Raw genomic sequence first — 17,050 nt, 5'->3', positions numbered from 1 at the left:
GGTAGGAAAACTAGGGATCTATGGGGGGTGGCCATGAGAAGGCTCGGCCGCACGGGCGCGATGCTGCCCCTTCTGACCTTGCGTCGCCACATCGACCTCGGCCGTACGTCCAGTGCCATCTGTCGTCCCCTCTGACGCCACGGAACCTCGCGTCTCCGCATGAGCACTGCTTCTCGCATCGTCGTACCTCCCTGATCACCCAGCCCCTGAAAGGACACCTCCGTGTCTGCCGCAAGACCGCTCACCACCCTGCGCTCCATAGCCGTCATAGCCGCACTCCCCCTCCTCCTCACCGCGTGCGGCTACGGCTCCAAGTCCACCGACGACGGCAAGCAGACCGCGGTCGCGGCCGGCGCCAAGAAGCTCTCCGCCGACGCAGTGAAGATCGGCTACTTCCCCAACCTCACGCACGCCACCGCTCTGGTGGGCGTCCAGGAGGGCCTGTTCCAGAAGGAGCTCGGCGGCACCAGGGTCGAGACGTCCACCTTCAACGCCGGCCCCTCCGAGATCGAGGCGCTGAACGCCGGCTCCATCGACATCGGCTGGATCGGCCCCTCCCCGGCGATCAACGGCTACACCAAGTCCAACGGCAAGAACCTGCGCATCATCGGCGGTTCCGCCTCCGGCGGCGTGAAGCTGGTCGTCAACCCGAAGAAGATCAAGACGCTGGCGGACGTCAAGGGCAAGAAGATCGCCACGCCTCAGCTCGGCAACACGCAGGACGTGGCGTTCCTCAACTGGGCCGCCGACCAGGGCTGGAAGATCGACGCACAGAGCGGCAAGGGCGACGTCTCCGTCGTCCGTACCGACAACAAGATCACCCCGGACGCCTACAAGTCCGGTTCCGTCGACGGCGCCTGGGTACCGGAGCCGACCGCCTCCAAGCTGGTCGCCGAGGGCGGCAAGGTGCTGCTGGACGAGTCGACGCTGTGGCCGGACAAGAAGTTCGTGATCACCAACATCATCGTGCGGCAGGCCTTCCTGAAGGAACACCCGGACGTCGTCGAGGCCGTGCTGCGCGGCTCCGTGAAGACCAACGCGTGGATCAACGCCAACCCGGACAAGGCGAAGGCGTCCGCCAACAAGGCGCTGGAGAAGCTGTCGGGCAAGGCGCTGCCCGCCGATGTCATCGACCCGGCCTGGAAGTCCATCACCTTCCTCGACGACCCGCTGGCCTCCACCCTCAACACCGAGGCGGAGCACGCGGTCAAGGCCGGCCTGCTGGACAAGCCCGATCTGAAGGGCATCTACGACCTCGCACCGCTCAACAAGGTCCTCAAGGCCGAGGGCAAGAACGAGGTCGACGACGCCGGTCTCGGCGCCGAGTAGCCGAGTTGGCCGTCAACCGGACCCGATGAGACCCCAGGAGGTGACGACCATGGCCACCACGTTCACCGAGGCTGCCGCGGACGCCACGGCGGTGACGCACGCCGCACGTATCGAGCATGTCTCGAAGTCCTTCCCCGCGCCCGGCACGCCCGGCGGACACCAGCTCGTGCTGGACGACATCACGCTCGATGTCGCACCGGGCGAGTTCGTCACACTCCTGGGGGCCTCCGGCTGCGGCAAGTCCACCCTGCTCAACCTGGTCGCGGGACTGGACCGGCCGTCCGCCGGCTCGATCGACACGCACGGCCGGCCCGCCCTGATGTTCCAGGAGCACGCGCTGTTCCCGTGGCTGACCGCGGGCAAGAACATCGAGCTCGCGCTGAAGCTGCGCGGCATCGCCAAGCCGGAGCGCCGACGGGAGGCGGAACGGCTGCTCGAACTCGTACGGCTGCAGGGCGCACACGGCAAGCGGGTGCACGAACTGTCGGGCGGTATGCGCCAACGCGTCGCGCTGGCCCGTGCGCTGGCCCAGGACAGCCGACTGCTGCTGATGGACGAACCGTTCGCCGCGCTGGACGCGATCACCCGTGACGTACTGCACGAGGAGCTGACCCGCATCTGGCGCGAGACGGGACTGGCGGTGCTGTTCGTGACCCACAACGTGCGCGAGGCGGTGAAGCTGGCGCAGCGAGTGGTCCTGCTGTCCTCACGGCCGGGCCGGATCGCCAGGGAGTGGACGGTGGGCATTCCGCAGCCGCGTCGCATCGAGGACAGTGAGGTCGCCGAGCTGTCCGTCGAGATCACCGAAGAACTGCGTGGGGAGATCCGCCGCCATGGCCAGCACTGACACCGGCGCCGACATCGAGAAGGACGGTTCCCCGGCCGCCGAAGAGCCCCAGGACCCGCACGATCTGACCGGGCTGGAGGCCGGGCTCGACGCACTGGACTCGGCGCAAACCGGTCGTACGCCGCTGCGCGAGACCCTGATCCGCAAGGTGCTGCCACCCGTCACCGCCGTCGCACTGGTGCTGGTGGTCTGGCAGCTGCTGGTGTGGGCCGAGTTCGCCCCCGACTACAAGCTGCCCTCGCCGTCCGCCGTGTGGGGCGAGGTACGCGATGCCTGGCTCCAGGGCACGCTGCTCGGCTACATCTGGACCAGCGTCTCGCGCGGCCTGCTCGGCTTCCTGATGGCGCTCGCCATCGGTACGCCGCTCGGCCTGCTGGTCGCCCGGGTGAGGTTCGTGCGGGCGGCGATCGGCCCCATCCTGTCCGGCCTGCAGTCGCTGCCGTCGGTGGCCTGGGTACCGCCGGCCGTGATCTGGCTGGGCCTCAACGACTCGATGATGTACGCCGTGATCCTGCTCGGCGCGGTCCCGTCGATCGCGAACGGCCTGGTCGCGGGCATCGACCAGATCCCGCCGCTGTTCCTGCGGGCCGGCCGCACACTGGGCGCCACAGGGCTGCGCGGAGCCTGGCACATTGTGATGCCGGGGGCGCTGCCCGGTTATCTCGCCGGGCTGAAGCAGGGCTGGGCCTTCTCCTGGCGGTCGCTGATGGCCGCCGAGATCATCGCCTCCTCGCCCGATCTGGGCGTCGGACTCGGCCAGTTGCTGGAGAACGGGCGGAACAACTCCAGCATGTCGCAGGTGTTCCTGGCCATCTTCCTGATCCTGCTCGTCGGTATAGCCATCGACCTGCTGATCTTCAGCCCGCTGGAACGGCGGGTGCTGCGCAGCCGGGGCCTGCTGGTCACCCGCTGAACGACCCCGACGACGCCGGCGGCCCGTTATCCGCCGGTCTTCTGCCGGACCCAGATCTCGAAGTGCCCGGCGCCCGTGGACGTGCGGTACGGCAGCGAGCTGGTGAGGCGGTAGCGGCCGGTGATGCGCATCTCCTGGCGGACGGCTTCCTCGGCCGGGGCGAGGCCGCCGGAGTAGTCCAGCACCACGCCGTCGAAGTAGCCCTCGCGGACGGCCGCACGATAGCCGGGGACGCCCGTCAGATGGCGGCCGTCCTTGGTCCTGTAGTCGATGAAGAAGAAGGACAGCCAGTCCTGGTAGTGCGTCTTGCGCTCGCGGCTGAGGTAGTACACCGGGCCCTCCTTCGGATCGCCCAGCCAGTGCTGGCCGGGGCGCACCGTGTAGGAGAGCTGCGGGATCAGATAGCGGGTGTCGGGCCAGTCGCCGAAGGAGGACGCGGACTGGGACAGGCCCAGGGTGAGGGCGAACACGCCGATCGCGATGGCCCACTGGGGGAACTTGAAGTGGGCCCCCATCAGCCGGGTCACGCCGACGCCCGCCATCGGCGCGGCGAAGAACAGGCCGAAGCCGATGTGCTTCTGCAGGGAGGTCTCGGTCTGCAGATGGATCTGGTAGGCGGGCGCGAGCAGCGCGGTGCCGGTGAGCAGCACGCCCAGGCAGGTGCGCCAGCGGCGGCCCGGCACGGCCCGGCGCCAGCCGGGTATCTCGGCGAGCCGGGCGGTACGGGCGTAGGTGACCGTGCCGACCAGGGCGACGGCGACCAGCAGCCCCGCCCAGCGCGTGGAGTCCTGCAGGATCTGCCAGGCGGGGGTGTCGCCGTGGGCGCGGGCGGTGGTGGTGCTCTGGATCGCCGACAGGTAGCCGCCGGCCACCAGCCCACCGCCGAGCAGGGCGAGGGTGGCCGCGCTGAACAGCGCGCCGCGCAGCAGGGCCCGGCGCATGAAGTGGTGCCGGTAGGCGGCGAGCACGTACAGCAGCACCAGGGTGGGCAGGAACAGCGCGGAGGCGTACTTCACGCCGACGGCGAGCGCGGCAACCGGGGCGACGGCCGCGGCCCACGCCCAGTGCCGGGGCGCGATCACCACCAGCAGCCAGGCGGTCAGGGCCAGCAGGCAGACCGCCATCGCGTCGTAGGTGGCGAAGTGGCCGAGGAACAGCGTCGGCATGGAGACGGCGAACAGGGCGCTCGCGCACAGTCCGGCACGCTCGTTGAACAGCCGGCGGGTGAGCCCGTACAGGCAGGCGGTGGCCGTCAGCATGAACAGCAGGCTGAGCGCGCGCACCCCGGCGAGGCCGAGCACGGAGTCCACGGCGGCGGCGAGCACCGGGTACAGCACGGGCGCGCCGGAGAAGTAGCTGCCGAAGCCGCCGTAGTTCGGCGCTCCGTAGAAGAGGCTGCCGATCTCCGCGTGCCCGGCCCAGATGTACAGCGCCTCGTCCTCGAAGGCGGAGTTGGTGAGGCGCAGCGACAGGGCGGCCTGGACGACCAGGATGGCGGCGAGCATGGCGAGGGCGACCATGCGGCGGCGCCGGCCGGTGTCGGCGGCCCAGCCCATCAGGGCGGGCGGTGGCAGCGTCCAGCCCGGCAGCGGCTGTTCGACGAAGGAGAAGCCGGGGTCGGCCTCCGGCGGTGGCGGCGGCAGAACCCGCAGCTGCAGGGTCTCCTCGTGCACCGGGGGGTGCGTGTGGCTCATCGGCGTGTCTCGTCTACTTCAGGGCGGCGAGGTCGAGGTCGTAACGGGGGTTCCGGGCGGCCTGTCTGAACGCGGTGAGCGTCTCGGGGCTGCTGTCGACCCGCCAGTCCGTCTCCTTGTTCAGGTCGAACCAGATGAAGCCCACGACGTCCGTGCGGGCGGCGACGGTCTTCAGCAGCTCGGTGATCTGCGTGCTCTTGCGCGGATTGGGCTGGGCACCGGTCTCGGCGAGCAGGAAGGGGCGCCGGGTGAAGGTCCGGATCTGCCGGAAGGTGGGCCCGAACAGGGTGGCGAAGTCCTGGGCACCGGTGCGGGCGTAGTAGCCGACCACGCCGACCCAGTCGACGTATCCGTCGCCGGGCCAGTACGGCTTGAGGGCCACCTGGGGTACGGGGTTGATGATGTTCGGGCTCCAGACCCAGATGACCGTCGAGACGCCCTCGTCCTGGAAGACGTCGTGCACATGGCGCCAGGCCCTGACGAACTGGGCGGCAGTGGCCTTCTTGTAGCCCCATGGGTACCAGTTGCCGTTCATCTCGTGCGCGAGGCTGATCGCGACGGGCACGTTGAGGGCGCGCAGGGCGTGGGCGGTGCCCTTGATGTACGCGTCCTGGCTGCCGTCGGCGATCTGCCCGAGGGTGGCCTTGTGCGGCTCCCAGGCGATGTAGGGCAGCTGGCCGTTCTCCCACACGGCACGGGTCTGGTCGGTCTGCAGCTCGTCGCCCCAGCCGAGGTAGTACTCCAGCATGGTCGGGGTGCGGCCGACCTGGGAGGCGTACCGCCGCACGGGGCTCAGGTCCTTGGGGACGCCGTCGAAGGTGGCGCCGAAGTACTTGTTCCTCGGGTGCAGGAGCGGGGTGACGTCGTAGGGCTGCGCGGGGACGTACGCCGTACCGCCGCCGGGCGCGGACGCGGCGGGCTGGGCGCCGTTCCCGCCGGCGCCGATGGGGGCCGGGCCGGTGCTCGCGCAGCCGGCGAGGCAGAGGACGGCGGCGAGCAGGACCGTCCACATCCGGAGCGGGGCCGTCACGCGGTCACCTCCTTCGGCTGGAGCAGCACCCGGGCGACCGCGACCGCGTAGAACAGGCCGGAGGCCAGCATCAGGGCGAAGTTCTCCGGGTGGGCGCCGCTCATCCGCCACACGGCGAGGGCCGGCCACAGCACGGCCGTCGGCGCGCTCCACAGCCACATCCCGCCCCAGAACCGGCGGGTCTTGTTCTTCTTCGCGCCGCTGGATCCGGTGGGCTGCCAGCCCATGGGGCGGCGGCGTACGACGTCCCAGATGGCGAAGACGTGCGCCCATCCGTACATCACGCGGGTCGCCCAGGCCTCCAGCCGGTAGGGGTTGCGGTGCCACAGCGGGTAGACCACGGTCAGGTACAGCACGCTGGGCAGGACCATCCAGTAGTTGGTCGCCTGGAGCTGGTCGGGATAGTGGATCAGCAGGGTCAGCGCGATCAGCGGGGTGGTGAAGGTGAGCAGGGCCGTCTCGATGTAGTAGATGAAGCCGGAGACGTAGCACAGGCGGCTGGCGAAGCGCATCTTCACCTGCCAGAAGTCGCGCAGGCTGCCGAGCATGCTCATCGAGGCCATGCACCAGCGGTACTGCTGGTTGTAGTAGGCGCCGATGGTGTCGGGGCAGATGCCGGTGGACAGCGCCAGCGGGACATAGTGCAGGTCCCAGCCGCGGGCGCGCAGGTCGAAGCCGGTGTGCATGTCCTCGGAGTGCTCGATGAGGCTGGTGCCGCCGATCTCGTCCAGGGCCGCGCGCCGGTAGACCGCGCAGGAGCCGACGCAGATCGAGCCGTCGCTGCGCTGCCGGGAGACCTGCACCGAGCGGTAGAACAGCTCCTGCACGGCACCGGCGCCGCGCTCGATCCAGTTCTGCTGGTCCAGGACGCGGAAGTACTGCGGGGACTGGACGATGGCGCAGCGCGGGTCGGCGTCCAGGTACGGCAGCAGCTCGTGCAGCAGGTCGGAGCGCGGCACGAAGTCGGCGTCGAGGATGAGGATGGCCTCGCCGGAGGAGTTCTCGAACCCGTGCCGCAGATTGCCGGCCTTCTTCATCCAGCCCCGGTTGGGGCGGACCAGATGCCGGAAGCCGAAGTCGGCGGCCATGGCGGCGGCTTCCGCGCTGTCGCCGTCGTCCAGCACGAGGACCTCGACCTCGCCCGGGTAGGTGTCGGCGAGGACGCGCACATACCGCCAGGTGTTGTGAAGCACCTCGATGGGCTCGCCGCAGACGGGCAGGAAGACGTCGACGCTCGGGTAGTGGTCCGGCTGCCAGCCGCGCACGATACGGCGATGCGCCTTCAGGTCGAAACTGGGGGCGAACGCCTCCAGACGCATCGATATCAGGAAGCCGACCACGGCCAGCAGCAGGGTGGGCGCGAACACCCAGATCCAGGCGCTGTGCCGGGCGGTGTCGGCCTGGCTGAGCAGCACGCACACGAAACCGATGAAGGAGCTGGACGTCAGCACCCAGGTGTGGCGCTTGACGTAGCTGTACTTCTCGCGTTCGTCGGGCGGAGTGGGGAGCAGCCCTTCGGGAACCGCCTGCGGACTCCCCGAGCGCGGGGCACGCCGCCGCCCTCGGCTGCGTACTTCCGCCGTACGAACGGACACGGCTGAGGGCCCCCCTTGCACACCTACGGGTGATCGAGCGAGGGGAATGCTATAGGAAGGATGTTCACACGATGCACACAGCTTCACCAGACTCGGACCGTCCCGCTCCGGTGACGGAGACGGGGTGCGCGGGACGGCGGTCCCACGCACCCCGGAAAGCCCCAAAAGGGCCTTTACTGACCCCCGGCGAGGACGAACCAGCGGGCCGGCAGGTCGATGCGGGTGCCGTCGGCCAGGTACTCGGTCTGCGGCAGGGTGGTCTCGCCCTCGGCGAGGACCTTCAGACCGGCCTGGCCGAGCAGGCGCGGGATCTCCGTGTCGTCGGCGTCGGCCGGCTTGAGCCCGTGGTGGAAGACGCGCTGCAGCTTGGGCCCGGGGCCGCCGTCCTGGGTTGCGGCGCGCCTGAGCACGTCCCGGGAGCCGGAGGTGAGTTCGACGACGAACGCGCGGCCCTCGGCGCCGATGAGAGCGGCGACGGCGGCGGCGACCGCGGGCCGTGCCTCGGGCTCGCTCTGGTGGATGACGGCCCGCATGTAGACGTTGACGTCGCCGAGCCGCTCGTGCAGGGCGCGCACGGCGTCCGAGTCGGTGAGGTCGAGCTGCTGGAACTCCGCGGTCTCGTCCTGGGTGGCCCGGCGGGCGTGTTCGACGGCGGCGTGCGAGAGGTCGACGCCGACCGCGCGCGTGAACCGGGTGGCGAGGTAGCGGGTCTGGGTGCCGTTGCCGCAGCCGAGGTCGACGATGGTGCGCGCCGGGTCCGCGTGGGGCAGGAGGAGGGCGCTGTGCGGTTCGGCGGACAGGGCGGGATCGCAGTCCCAGATCGCGTCGCCCGACTCGTCGGAGGTCTCGCTCCAGTAACTCTCCCAGTTGTTGCGGTACTTGTCCGAGACGTTCATGCGTTCTCCCCACGGTTCGGTTCCGTGATCGGGATATCGCGAGGGCCTGGAGCGGGGCAAGGGGCTGAAGGCCGCCTTCACCGGATGTACGGCCCTCGGACAACCTGCGGGGGCGCCCGTCGGCGGAGCGCACGCCCCCTTGTCATCACCTTCCGGCGAGGGCCTGTTCGAACCAGACGGTCTTGCGGTGCCCGCTGCCGCTGGCGCCCCACTCCCGGGCCAGCCGGCTGACCACGCGCAGACCGCGGCCCGACTCGTCGTACGGCTCGGCGCCGAGCATCTCGGGCAGCCCGGGTTCGTCGTCGGTGACCTCGAACAGCAGGGCGTCGGTGCGGACCACGCGCAGCCCGACCGGCTCGCTCACGGCGTGCCGTACGGCATTGGTGACGACCTCGCTGACCAGCAGCTCGGCGGTCTCCACGGCCTGCGGCAGACCCCACGCGAGGAGCCGCTCGCGGACCAGGCGGCGGGCCCGGGCGACCTCCCGCGGGTCGGCGTCCAGCCGCCATTCGGCGACGTGGTCGTCGGGGATGCCGTTCAGCCGGGCCATGAGCAGGGCGACGTCGTCCTTGCGGCCGCCGCGCGTGTTCAGGGCGCGGATGATGGTGTCGCAGGCGTCGTCCATGGAGGCCGCGGGATGCGCGGCGGACTCGCAGAGCGCGGCGAGTCCCTCGCCGATGTCGGAGCCGCGCACCTCGACCAGTCCGTCGGTGCACAGCACCAGCCGGTCGCCGGGCGAGACCCTGACCCGGGTGGCCTCGAAGGCCACGCCGCCGACGCCTATGGGGGCACCGGTGGGCAGGTCGAGGAGTTCACTGGAGCCGTCCTCGGCGCGGACCAGCACGGGCGGGATGTGTCCGGCGTTGGCGAGGTGGAGTTCGCCGCGGATCGGGTCGTAGACGGCGTACAGACAGGTGGCGAGGTAGGTGTCGCCGAGCCGGCGGGCCAGGTCGTCGAGATTGCGCAACAGCTGGGCGGGCGGGGTCTCCATGGTGGCCATGGTCTGCACGGCGGTGCGCAACTGGCCCATCATGGCGGCCGAGTTGAGGCCGTGGCCCATGACGTCGCCGACCACGAGGGCGGTGCGCGAGCCGGGCAGTTTGATGGTGTCGAACCAGTCGCCGCCGATCCGCCCGAGCCGGGTGCCCGGCAGATAGCGGGTGGCGATGTCGCAGCCGGCCATCCGCGGGGTGACCTGCGGGAGCATGCTGTCCTGCAGGGTGTCGGCGACGTTCTCCTGGTAGGTGTACATACGGGCGTTGTCGAGCACGAGGCCCGCGCGGGCGGCGAGTTCGGCGCCGGTGGTGCGGTCCATGTCGTCGAAGGCCGGGCGGTCCGGGCGGCGCATCAGCACCATGAAGCCCAGGACGACATTGCGGGCCTTGAGCGGCACGATCAGCAGGGAGCGCCCGCCGATGAGCGGCCTGAGGTCCCGCTTCTCGAACTCGCCGGCGATGCGCTCGCTCAGCTGCTCGGTGACCCTGGGGACGAGGACCGGCTCGCCGGTGACCATGCACTTGTAGAACGGGGTGTGTTCGGGAAAGGCGAAGGCCTCGCCGACGGGCACGGTGTCGTCCCAGCGGCCCGGTTCGTCGTTGTGCTCGACCCACACCCGGAACATCACGGTCTGCGCGTCCGGCGGGCCGTCCGGGAAGCCCTCGCCCGCGAGGACGGCCGCGCGCAGATGGGTGCCGGCGAAGTCCGCGAACCGGGGTACGGCGGCGCTGGTGACCTCGCGGATGGTCTCGCCGAGGTCGAGGGAGGTGCCGATGGCGGAGCTGACCTCGTTGAGGAACTCCAGCCGCTCGCGCACGGCGGCGTACTCCAGGTCCTGCTCGGCGCCTTGCGGGACCACGACGGCCGGCGTGCTCCGCTGCTGGGGCACGGCGGCCTCGGTGCGCCCCCGTCCGGGACGGCGGGGCACGCCCCAGTACGGGGTGACGGGCACCCGGTCGAACTGGCTGAACTCCAGGACCGGATAGCCCAGTTCCAGCATCTGGGAGACGATACGGCCGCTCAGGCCCGGGCCCATGTTGGGCAGGATCTCGGGCAGCCGGCGTTCGAGTTCCTCGGAGGCGGGCAACTCGGTGTGGCGGGCGAAGCCGGGCGAGATGCGTTCGGCGGTCTCGTCGTCGTAGCCGCGTTCGTCCCGCAGCCGGGTGGCGTCGGCTGCGAGCACGAGCAGCCGGGACGGGCCCGGGCCGACCAGCGGATAGGCCCACCACAGCACGTCGAGCCGCTCGCCCTCGGAGGCCGGCTCGTGCGGGAAGAGCCGGGCGCGGCCGGCCGTGGCGTAGGCGGTGTGCCCGCCGAGGGACGTCTCCAGATCGGGGCCGAGCCCTTCGTACTCCTCGCGGGCGTCCGGCAGCGCGTCGCCGTGCAGGTCCTCGGGGAGGGCACCCGCGACGGGCAGCAGATCGGCGGCGGCACGCCCGACGGCGTCCTCCCTGCCGACGCCGAACAGGCGCCGTGCGCCGCTGCTCCAGTGGGACACCAGGCCGTCGCGGTCGACGACGACCACGGCCAGCGGAATCCGGCCCGCCCCCACGTCGCCGGCGCCGCGCCCGGGAGGTGTGTCCCGCTCGCTGCCACGGTCCATGGCCCAGAACCCTCTCTCCCCACGGCGTACGCAAACGATCTGTGCCCCCGCTACTACGGTACGGCGGCGGCCGGTCGCGATGTGTGGCAATCCTGGAATTGGTTTCACCGGATCGCACCGGCGCGCAGCTCAGCGCCCTGCGGGCGGCCCCTTCCGGCGCCCTCGCTCAGTCCTCGTGTCCCAGCTGCAGGTCCCGCTCGGTACGGCCGCCGCCCGCGACCTGCAGCACGGTGGCGACCGGAGGGTAACCGGCGGCGATGACGGTGTACTCGCCGGAGGAGAGGTCGACGAACCGGAACGTTCCGTCCGCCCCGGTCGTGAGGGTGTCGACGACGTTCCCTGCGGCGTCGAGGAGCGTCACGCGCGCGTCCTCCACGGGCCGGCCGCCGCTCGCCCGGACGGTGCCCTTCAGCACGGCGCCGCCCGCGAGTTCGACGTCCTGCCGGGTCTCCCGGGCGGCCTGCACGCTGACCGGGAGCGCGGCCGGGCGGAAGGCGGGGGCGCTGGCGGCCAGGGTGTACTCGCCGGCGACCAGCTCGGTGATGACATAGCCGCCCTCGCGGCCGCTGCGGGTGGCGGCGACGACCTCGCCGTGCACGTTGGTGAGGGTGACGGTGGCGTCGCGCACGGGGCTGCCGTCGGCGGTGAGCACGCTGCCCGCGAGGCGTCCGGCGCCGCCGAGGACGACATCGAGTTCGACGGGCCGTTCGCCGACGGTGACGGAGACGGCCTGCGGCTGGTGGCCGCCGGCGGCGGCGATCAGCACGTACGACCCGGAGCCCGGCGTGCTGAGCGCGTACCGTCCGTCCTCGCCGCTCGCGCCGCGCCCGATCTGCTGCCCGGCGACGTCGATGAGGGTGAGCGCCGCACGGGGCACCACGGTGCCGTCGGGGTGCTGGACCGTGCCGCAGACGGGGATTCCGGCGGGGTAGGACGAACGGGCATGCGGGATGGGGGTGTTCACGGTCTCGGGCTCGGTTTCGGCGGTGGGGTGGGACACCAGGGGTTTCTCCTTGAGGAAGAAGGCGATGAGCAGGCCGAGGGCGAGCACCGGGACGAGGTAGAGGAAGATCCGGGGCATCGCGTCGGCGTAGGCGCGGATATAGGCGTCGCGCAGCGCCGGGGGCAGCGCGTGGACGAGCTGCGGAGTGATGGACTCGGGGTCGGGCAGCGCCGCCCCCGCGCGCGGGGGCAGCTCCCTGTGCAGCGAGGAGGCGAGCCGGTTCGCGAAGAGGGTGCCGAAGACCGCGGCGCCGACGCTGCCGCCGATCTGCCGGAAGTAGTTGTTGGCACTGGTGGCGGTGCCGAGGTCGGCGGGCCGTACGGAGTTCTGCACGGCGAGGACGAGGACGGGCATCACCATGCCGATGCCGACGCCGAGGACGGCCATCCAGATGCTGTAGTGCAGCCGGGGCGTGTCCACTTCGAGGCGGGAGAGCAGCCACATCCCGACGGCGGAGACTGCGCCGCCGAGCACGGGGAAGACCTTGTAGCGGCCGGTGTGGCTGATGAGCTGCCCGCCGATGATGGAGGCGCCGACGATCCCGGCCATCATGGGCAGCATCAGCAGCCCGGACTCGGTGGCGCTGGCCCCGTCGACCATCTGCAGGAAGGTCGGCAGATAGCTGGCGGCGCCGAACAGGGCGACGCCGATCACGAGGCCCACCAGGCCGCTGACGTTGAAGACGGAGTCGCGGAACAGCCTGAGCGGGATGAGGGGTTCGGCGGCGAACCGCTCGGCGACGAGGAAGAGGACGACGGACGCGAACGCGCCGGCGCCGAGGCCGAGGATCTGCCGGGAGCCCCAGGCGTACTCGGTGCCGCCCCAGCTGGTCAGCAGGACCAGGCAGGTGGAGGCGGCGGCGAGCAGCAGCGCGCCGAGGATGTCGAGGCGGCCGCGGGTGTGCGGCTTGGGGAGTTTCAGGACGAGGGTGACGACGGCGAGGGTGACCAGCCCGAAGGGGACGTTGACGTAGAAGCACCAGCGCCAGGAGAGGTGGTCGGTGAAGTAGCCGCCGAGCAGCGGCCCGGCGACGGAGGCGAGGCCGAAGGCGGCGCCGATCAGGCCCATGTAACGGCCGCGCTGCCGGGGCGGCACGATGTCGGCGATGATCGCCTGCACACCGATCATGAGCCCGCCCGCGCCGACGCCCTGGACCGCGCGGAAGGCGATCAGCTGGTCCATCGACTGCGCCCGGCCGGCGAGCGCGGAGCCGAGGACGAAGACGGCGATGGCGAACTGGAAGACGCCCTTGCGGCCGAAGAGGTCGCCGAGCTTGCCGTACAGCGGCAGGCCGATGGTGGAGGTGAGCAGATAGGCGGTGATCGCCCAGGACATCCGGTCCAGGCCGTGCAGTTCGCCGACGATCTTGGGCAGCGCGGTCGCGACGATCATCTGGTCGAGCGCGGCGAGGAGCAGGGCGAGCATCAGCCCGAAGAACACCAACCGCACGCGGCGCGCGCCGATTTCGGCGACCGGTGCGGGGGCCTGCGGCGCGGTGGCGGTCTCTTTCCGGGCCGGTGTCACCACCGGCTGCTGCTCCACGAGTGTCGTGCCGCCCACGTACCGCTCCCCTCGCCACACCTGTCACAATTCCCGCGTTACGCGTCAACTGTGAACAACTGCGGTGAGTTACGGCATCGTTCCGGTCGAGGGTGAGATCCACTCGAACCGGTGAAGGGGCACAACACCCCTCCACCGGTGGAGCCTTGGGGCTACTTCTCGACCTCGGCGGCGAGCCTGGCGAGCACGGCGTCGTAGATCCGGCCGAGGCCCTTGGGCGCGAAGGTCTTCTCGAAGAAGCCGCCGATGCCGCCGGCCCCCTTCCAGATGGTGGTGACGACGACCCGGGACTTCCCCTCGCCGGCGGGGGTGACGCGCCAGGTGGTGACCATGGAGGAGTTGCGGTCCTTCTCGACCAGCTCGCCGTCGGTGGGCTCACTGACCTCCAGGAGGCAGTCGCGCACCCGCTTGCTGGTGGCCTGCAGCTTCCAGTGGACGAGGGTGCCCTCGCCGTCGCCGCCCTCGCGGACCTCGTACTCGCTGAAGTGCTCGGGCAGCAGCTTCTCCCGCGTGCCGCGGTAGTCGGCGAGAGCGTCGAACACCTTCTCCGCGTCCGCCGCGACGACCCGCTCCGTAGTGGCCTCGACCTGCGCCATTGCGTTCCTCCAGGACCTGGTTTCTCGGGGTTGGGGAAAGCCAACCACCCCGGTGCCCGGCCACCCAAATCGGGGGGTGCCGTCAAGCGTCCTCACCAGGGGTAGCACGATCATGGGAACACATGTTCTATTGTGTGCGCAGTGCTAGCGAGGAGGCGTCATGCGCTGGGAGAACCTCACGAGCGAGGGCGAACACGGCCGGGCCGAGACCGCGCTGTTCGGCGCCGACGCCGTCACCACCCGCACTTTCGACGTGCCCGAGTTCCGCGGGATCACCTTCCACGAGGTCCGGGCGCGCTCGGTGCTCAACCGGGTGCCGGGCGCCTCGCGCATGCCGTTCGAGTGGACCGTCAACCCGTACCGGGGCTGCACGCATGCGTGCGTCTACTGTTTCGCGAGGAAGACGCACAGCTATCTGGACCTCGACACCGGCATCGGCTTCGACACCCAGATCGTCGTCAAGGTGAACGCGCCCGAGGTGCTGCGCCGTCAGCTCGCCTCCCGCCGCTGGCAGGGCGATCACGTGGCGATGGGCACGAACGTCGACTGCTACCAGCGCGCCGAGGGCCGCTACCGCCTGATGCCGGGCATCATCTCCGCCCTGACCGAGCACGCCAACCCGTTCTCGATCCTCACCAAGGGCACCCTGATCCTGCGCGACCTGGACCTGCTGGTGCGCGCGGCCGAGGCGACGGACATCGGCATCTCGGTCTCCGTCGGCTTCCTCGACGCCGAGCTGTGGCGCACGGTGGAGCCGGGCACGCCCGCGCCGGAGCGCCGCCTGGACGTCGTGCGCACCCTGGGTGAGCACGGCATCGGCTGCGGGGTGCTGATGGCGCCGGTCATCCCGTTCCTGAGCGACCATCCGGACCGGCTGCGGGCCACGGTACGGGCGATCGCGGCGGCCGGGGCCACCTCCGTCACCCCGTTGGTGCTGCATCTGCGGCCCGGCGCGCGGGAGTGGTTCATGGCGTGGCTCGCACAGCACCATCCGTACCTGGTGCGGCGCTACGAGCGGCTGTACGCGGAGGGCGCCTACGCGCCCAAGTGGTACCAGCGCCGGATCACCCGTCAGGTGCACGAGCTGGCGCAGGAGTACGGCATCGGACCCACCCGCCCGGGTCTGGCCCGACGGATCCGCCGTGAGCAGCCGGCCGAGCCGCCGGCCGTGACCGAACCCACCCAGCTCACCCTCATGTGAGGGCTCATGCGAGTGGTCATGTGAGGGCTCATGCGAGGGCGTTGCCCGGCCTCGTGTGAGGGCGTTCGAGGGCTTCGATCGGCCCAATCGGGTCATCTCTGCCTATAACGCGTTCTTCAGAGCGCCGATTCCGGGACGATGCGGCGGAAGATGTGGGCCCCTACAGTCCGCCGACACCTCCGTCCCGGGAGGACGCATGAGAACACGCGCAGCCGTGCTGTGCGCAGCCGCCGCCATGCTGGCGGGCTCGGTCACCGCCGTTCCCGCGCACGCCGCCCCGTCGGCACACCTCAGCTGGACGAAGTGCGGCACCGGCGACTTTCCGACGCTCCAGTGCGCCTCCCTGAAGGTGCCGTTGGACCACGCGAACCCGTCCGGCCGGCAGATCACGCTCGCCCTCTCCCGCGTCCCGCACACCGCGCAGACCTCCCAGGGACCGCTGCTGGTCAACCCCGGCGGGCCCGGCGGCAGCGGACTGACCCTCGCCGCGTTCGTCGCCTCGGCACTGCCCCGGAACGTGGCCGCGCAGTACGACATCGTCGGCTTCGACCCGCGCGGGGTGGGCCGCAGCACCCCGGCCCTGAACTGCGCGCCGGGCCACTTCAGGACGGTGCGCCCGGACACCGTGCCCGCCACGGCCGCGCTGGAGCGGACCAACCTCGCACGCGCCCGGTCCTTCGCCGCCGCCTGCAGCCGCAAGTACGCCGATGTGCTGCCGTACATCGACACCGTCAGCGCCGTACGCGACATGGACTCCATCCGCCGGGCGCTCGGCGCACCGCGGATCAGCTACTTCGGCTACTCCTACGGCACCTACCTCGGCGCGGTCTACGCGAAGCTGTACCCGAAGCGGGTCCGCCGCCTGGTGCTGGACTCGGTCGTCGACCCGCTCGGCGTCTGGTACGAGAACAACCTCGGCCAGGACTACGCGTTCAACGACCGCCATCGCGCGCTGATGGCCTGGATCGCCCGGTACGACTCCAGGTACCACCTCGGCAAGGATCCCGAGAAGGTCGAGGCCAAGTGGTACGCGATGCGGGCGGCCCTGGCGAAGAAGCCGGCCGACGGCAGGGTGGGCGCCTCCGAGTTGGAGGACACCTTCATCCCCGGCGGCTACTACGACGGTTACTGGCCCTACCTCGCCGACGCGTTCGCGGCGTACGCGCGCGAGAAGAACACCAGGCCGCTGGTGGAGGCGTACCGGAGGTTCGGTGCCGTGGGCAGCTCGGGGGAGAACGGCTACAGCGTCTACGCGGCGGTGCAGTGCCGTGACAGCTCCTGGCCCGGCAGCTGGAACCGGTGGCGCGCGGACACCTGGGGCGTGTACGGCAAGGCGCCCTTCATGGCCTGGAGCAACACCTGGTACAACGCGCCGTGCGCGTTCTGGCCGACCGCGCGGCGCACCCGGGTGAACATCGCCAACGCCGGGCTGCCGCCGGTGCTGCTCTTCCAGGCGACGGACGACGCGGCCACGCCGTACCCCGGCGGTGTCACGGTCCACCGGCTGCTCGCCCGGTCCAGCCTGGTGGTCGAGGAGGGCGGCGGCAACCACGGCATCACGCTGAGCGGCAATGCCTGCCTGGACAAGTACCTGGCCGCGTATCTGACGAACGGCAGGGTGCCGCGCGGCGCGGGTGTCGCCGACGCGGTCTGCCCGAAGTCGCCCGACCCGAAACCACTGGTGGCGAAGGCGGCGTCGACGTCGTCGCGGGGCTCGGCCCTGCACGGCCTGCTGGGCTTCCGCCGATAGGTACGGGGTCCCCCGGCAGGACGGTTCCGCGACCGGT

The 17,050-nt window shown here is 70.9% G+C and carries 12 protein-coding genes; 5 read left to right on the top strand and 7 right to left on the bottom strand.

The genetic code is table 11. The annotated features are described in order from the left end of the window. Nucleotides 1-222: 222 nt before the first annotated feature. From ACZ418_RS35060 to ACZ418_RS35050, 3 genes are read left to right on the top strand one after another with little or no spacing between them, the layout of a single operon-like run. The gene (locus ACZ418_RS35060) at nucleotides 223-1,329 is read left to right on the top strand and encodes an aliphatic sulfonate ABC transporter substrate-binding protein (protein ID WP_468371153.1); all 1,107 of its coding nucleotides are present in this window, start codon (nucleotides 223-225) and stop codon (nucleotides 1,327-1,329) included. A 49-nt stretch (nucleotides 1,330-1,378) separates the two neighbouring features. Next, the gene (locus ACZ418_RS35055) at nucleotides 1,379-2,176 is read left to right on the top strand and encodes an ABC transporter ATP-binding protein (protein WP_468371152.1); all 798 of its coding nucleotides are present in this window, start codon (nucleotides 1,379-1,381) and stop codon (nucleotides 2,174-2,176) included. Beyond that, nucleotides 2,163-3,089 (top strand): ABC transporter permease, encoded by a 927-nt coding sequence (locus tag ACZ418_RS35050; RefSeq protein ID WP_468371150.1) that lies wholly within the window; start codon nucleotides 2,163-2,165, stop codon nucleotides 3,087-3,089. Before ACZ418_RS35055 ends, ACZ418_RS35050 begins: the two co-directional genes overlap by 14 nt. Nucleotides 3,090-3,115: 26 nt before the next feature. Here ACZ418_RS35050 and ACZ418_RS35045 read toward each other — a convergent pair whose 3' ends face one another. The 7 genes from ACZ418_RS35045 to ACZ418_RS35015 form a co-directional block, all read right to left on the bottom strand. After that, the gene (locus ACZ418_RS35045) at nucleotides 3,116-4,783 is read right to left on the bottom strand and encodes an ArnT family glycosyltransferase (protein WP_468371149.1); all 1,668 of its coding nucleotides are present in this window, start codon (nucleotides 4,781-4,783) and stop codon (nucleotides 3,116-3,118) included. Between the two features lie 13 nt (nucleotides 4,784-4,796). Further along, complete coding sequence (locus tag ACZ418_RS35040) at nucleotides 4,797-5,813, bottom strand: glycoside hydrolase family 26 protein (RefSeq protein ID WP_468371147.1); 1,017 nt, start codon at nucleotides 5,811-5,813, stop codon at nucleotides 4,797-4,799. Further along, a complete protein-coding gene (locus ACZ418_RS35035; protein WP_468371146.1) occupies nucleotides 5,810-7,408 on the bottom strand; it encodes a glycosyltransferase family 2 protein in 1,599 nt (532 codons plus the stop codon). Before ACZ418_RS35035 ends, ACZ418_RS35040 begins: the two co-directional genes overlap by 4 nt. 173 nt (nucleotides 7,409-7,581) lie before the next feature. Further along, nucleotides 7,582-8,304 (bottom strand): methyltransferase domain-containing protein, encoded by a 723-nt coding sequence (locus tag ACZ418_RS35030; protein WP_468371145.1) that lies wholly within the window; start codon nucleotides 8,302-8,304, stop codon nucleotides 7,582-7,584. A gap of 145 nt (nucleotides 8,305-8,449) precedes the next feature. Then, a complete protein-coding gene (locus ACZ418_RS35025) occupies nucleotides 8,450-10,903 on the bottom strand; it encodes an ATP-binding SpoIIE family protein phosphatase (RefSeq protein ID WP_468371143.1) in 2,454 nt (817 codons plus the stop codon). A gap of 166 nt (nucleotides 10,904-11,069) precedes the next feature. Then, the gene (locus ACZ418_RS35020; protein ID WP_468371141.1) at nucleotides 11,070-13,466 is read right to left on the bottom strand and encodes an MFS transporter; all 2,397 of its coding nucleotides are present in this window, start codon (nucleotides 13,464-13,466) and stop codon (nucleotides 11,070-11,072) included. Between the two features lie 152 nt (nucleotides 13,467-13,618). Beyond that, on the bottom strand, nucleotides 13,619-14,062 hold the full coding sequence (locus ACZ418_RS35015) for an SRPBCC family protein (protein ID WP_468371139.1): 444 nt from the start codon (nucleotides 14,060-14,062) through the stop codon (nucleotides 13,619-13,621). A 160-nt stretch (nucleotides 14,063-14,222) separates the two neighbouring features. On the opposite strand from ACZ418_RS35015, the gene ACZ418_RS35010 reads away from it, so the two are divergent. Both ACZ418_RS35010 and ACZ418_RS35005 read left to right on the top strand, forming a co-directional pair. Next, complete coding sequence (locus tag ACZ418_RS35010; protein WP_468371138.1) at nucleotides 14,223-15,263, top strand: Rv2578c family radical SAM protein; 1,041 nt, start codon at nucleotides 14,223-14,225, stop codon at nucleotides 15,261-15,263. Between the two features lie 196 nt (nucleotides 15,264-15,459). After that, nucleotides 15,460-17,013 (top strand): alpha/beta hydrolase, encoded by a 1,554-nt coding sequence (locus ACZ418_RS35005; protein ID WP_468371136.1) that lies wholly within the window; start codon nucleotides 15,460-15,462, stop codon nucleotides 17,011-17,013. Nucleotides 17,014-17,050 lie beyond the last annotated feature (37 nt).

The sequence above is a fragment of the Streptomyces sp. NPDC030820 genome, from assembly GCF_055572075.1.
The sequence above is the reverse complement of the archived record's forward strand: the minus strand, read 5'-3'. Positions and strand labels throughout refer to the sequence as shown.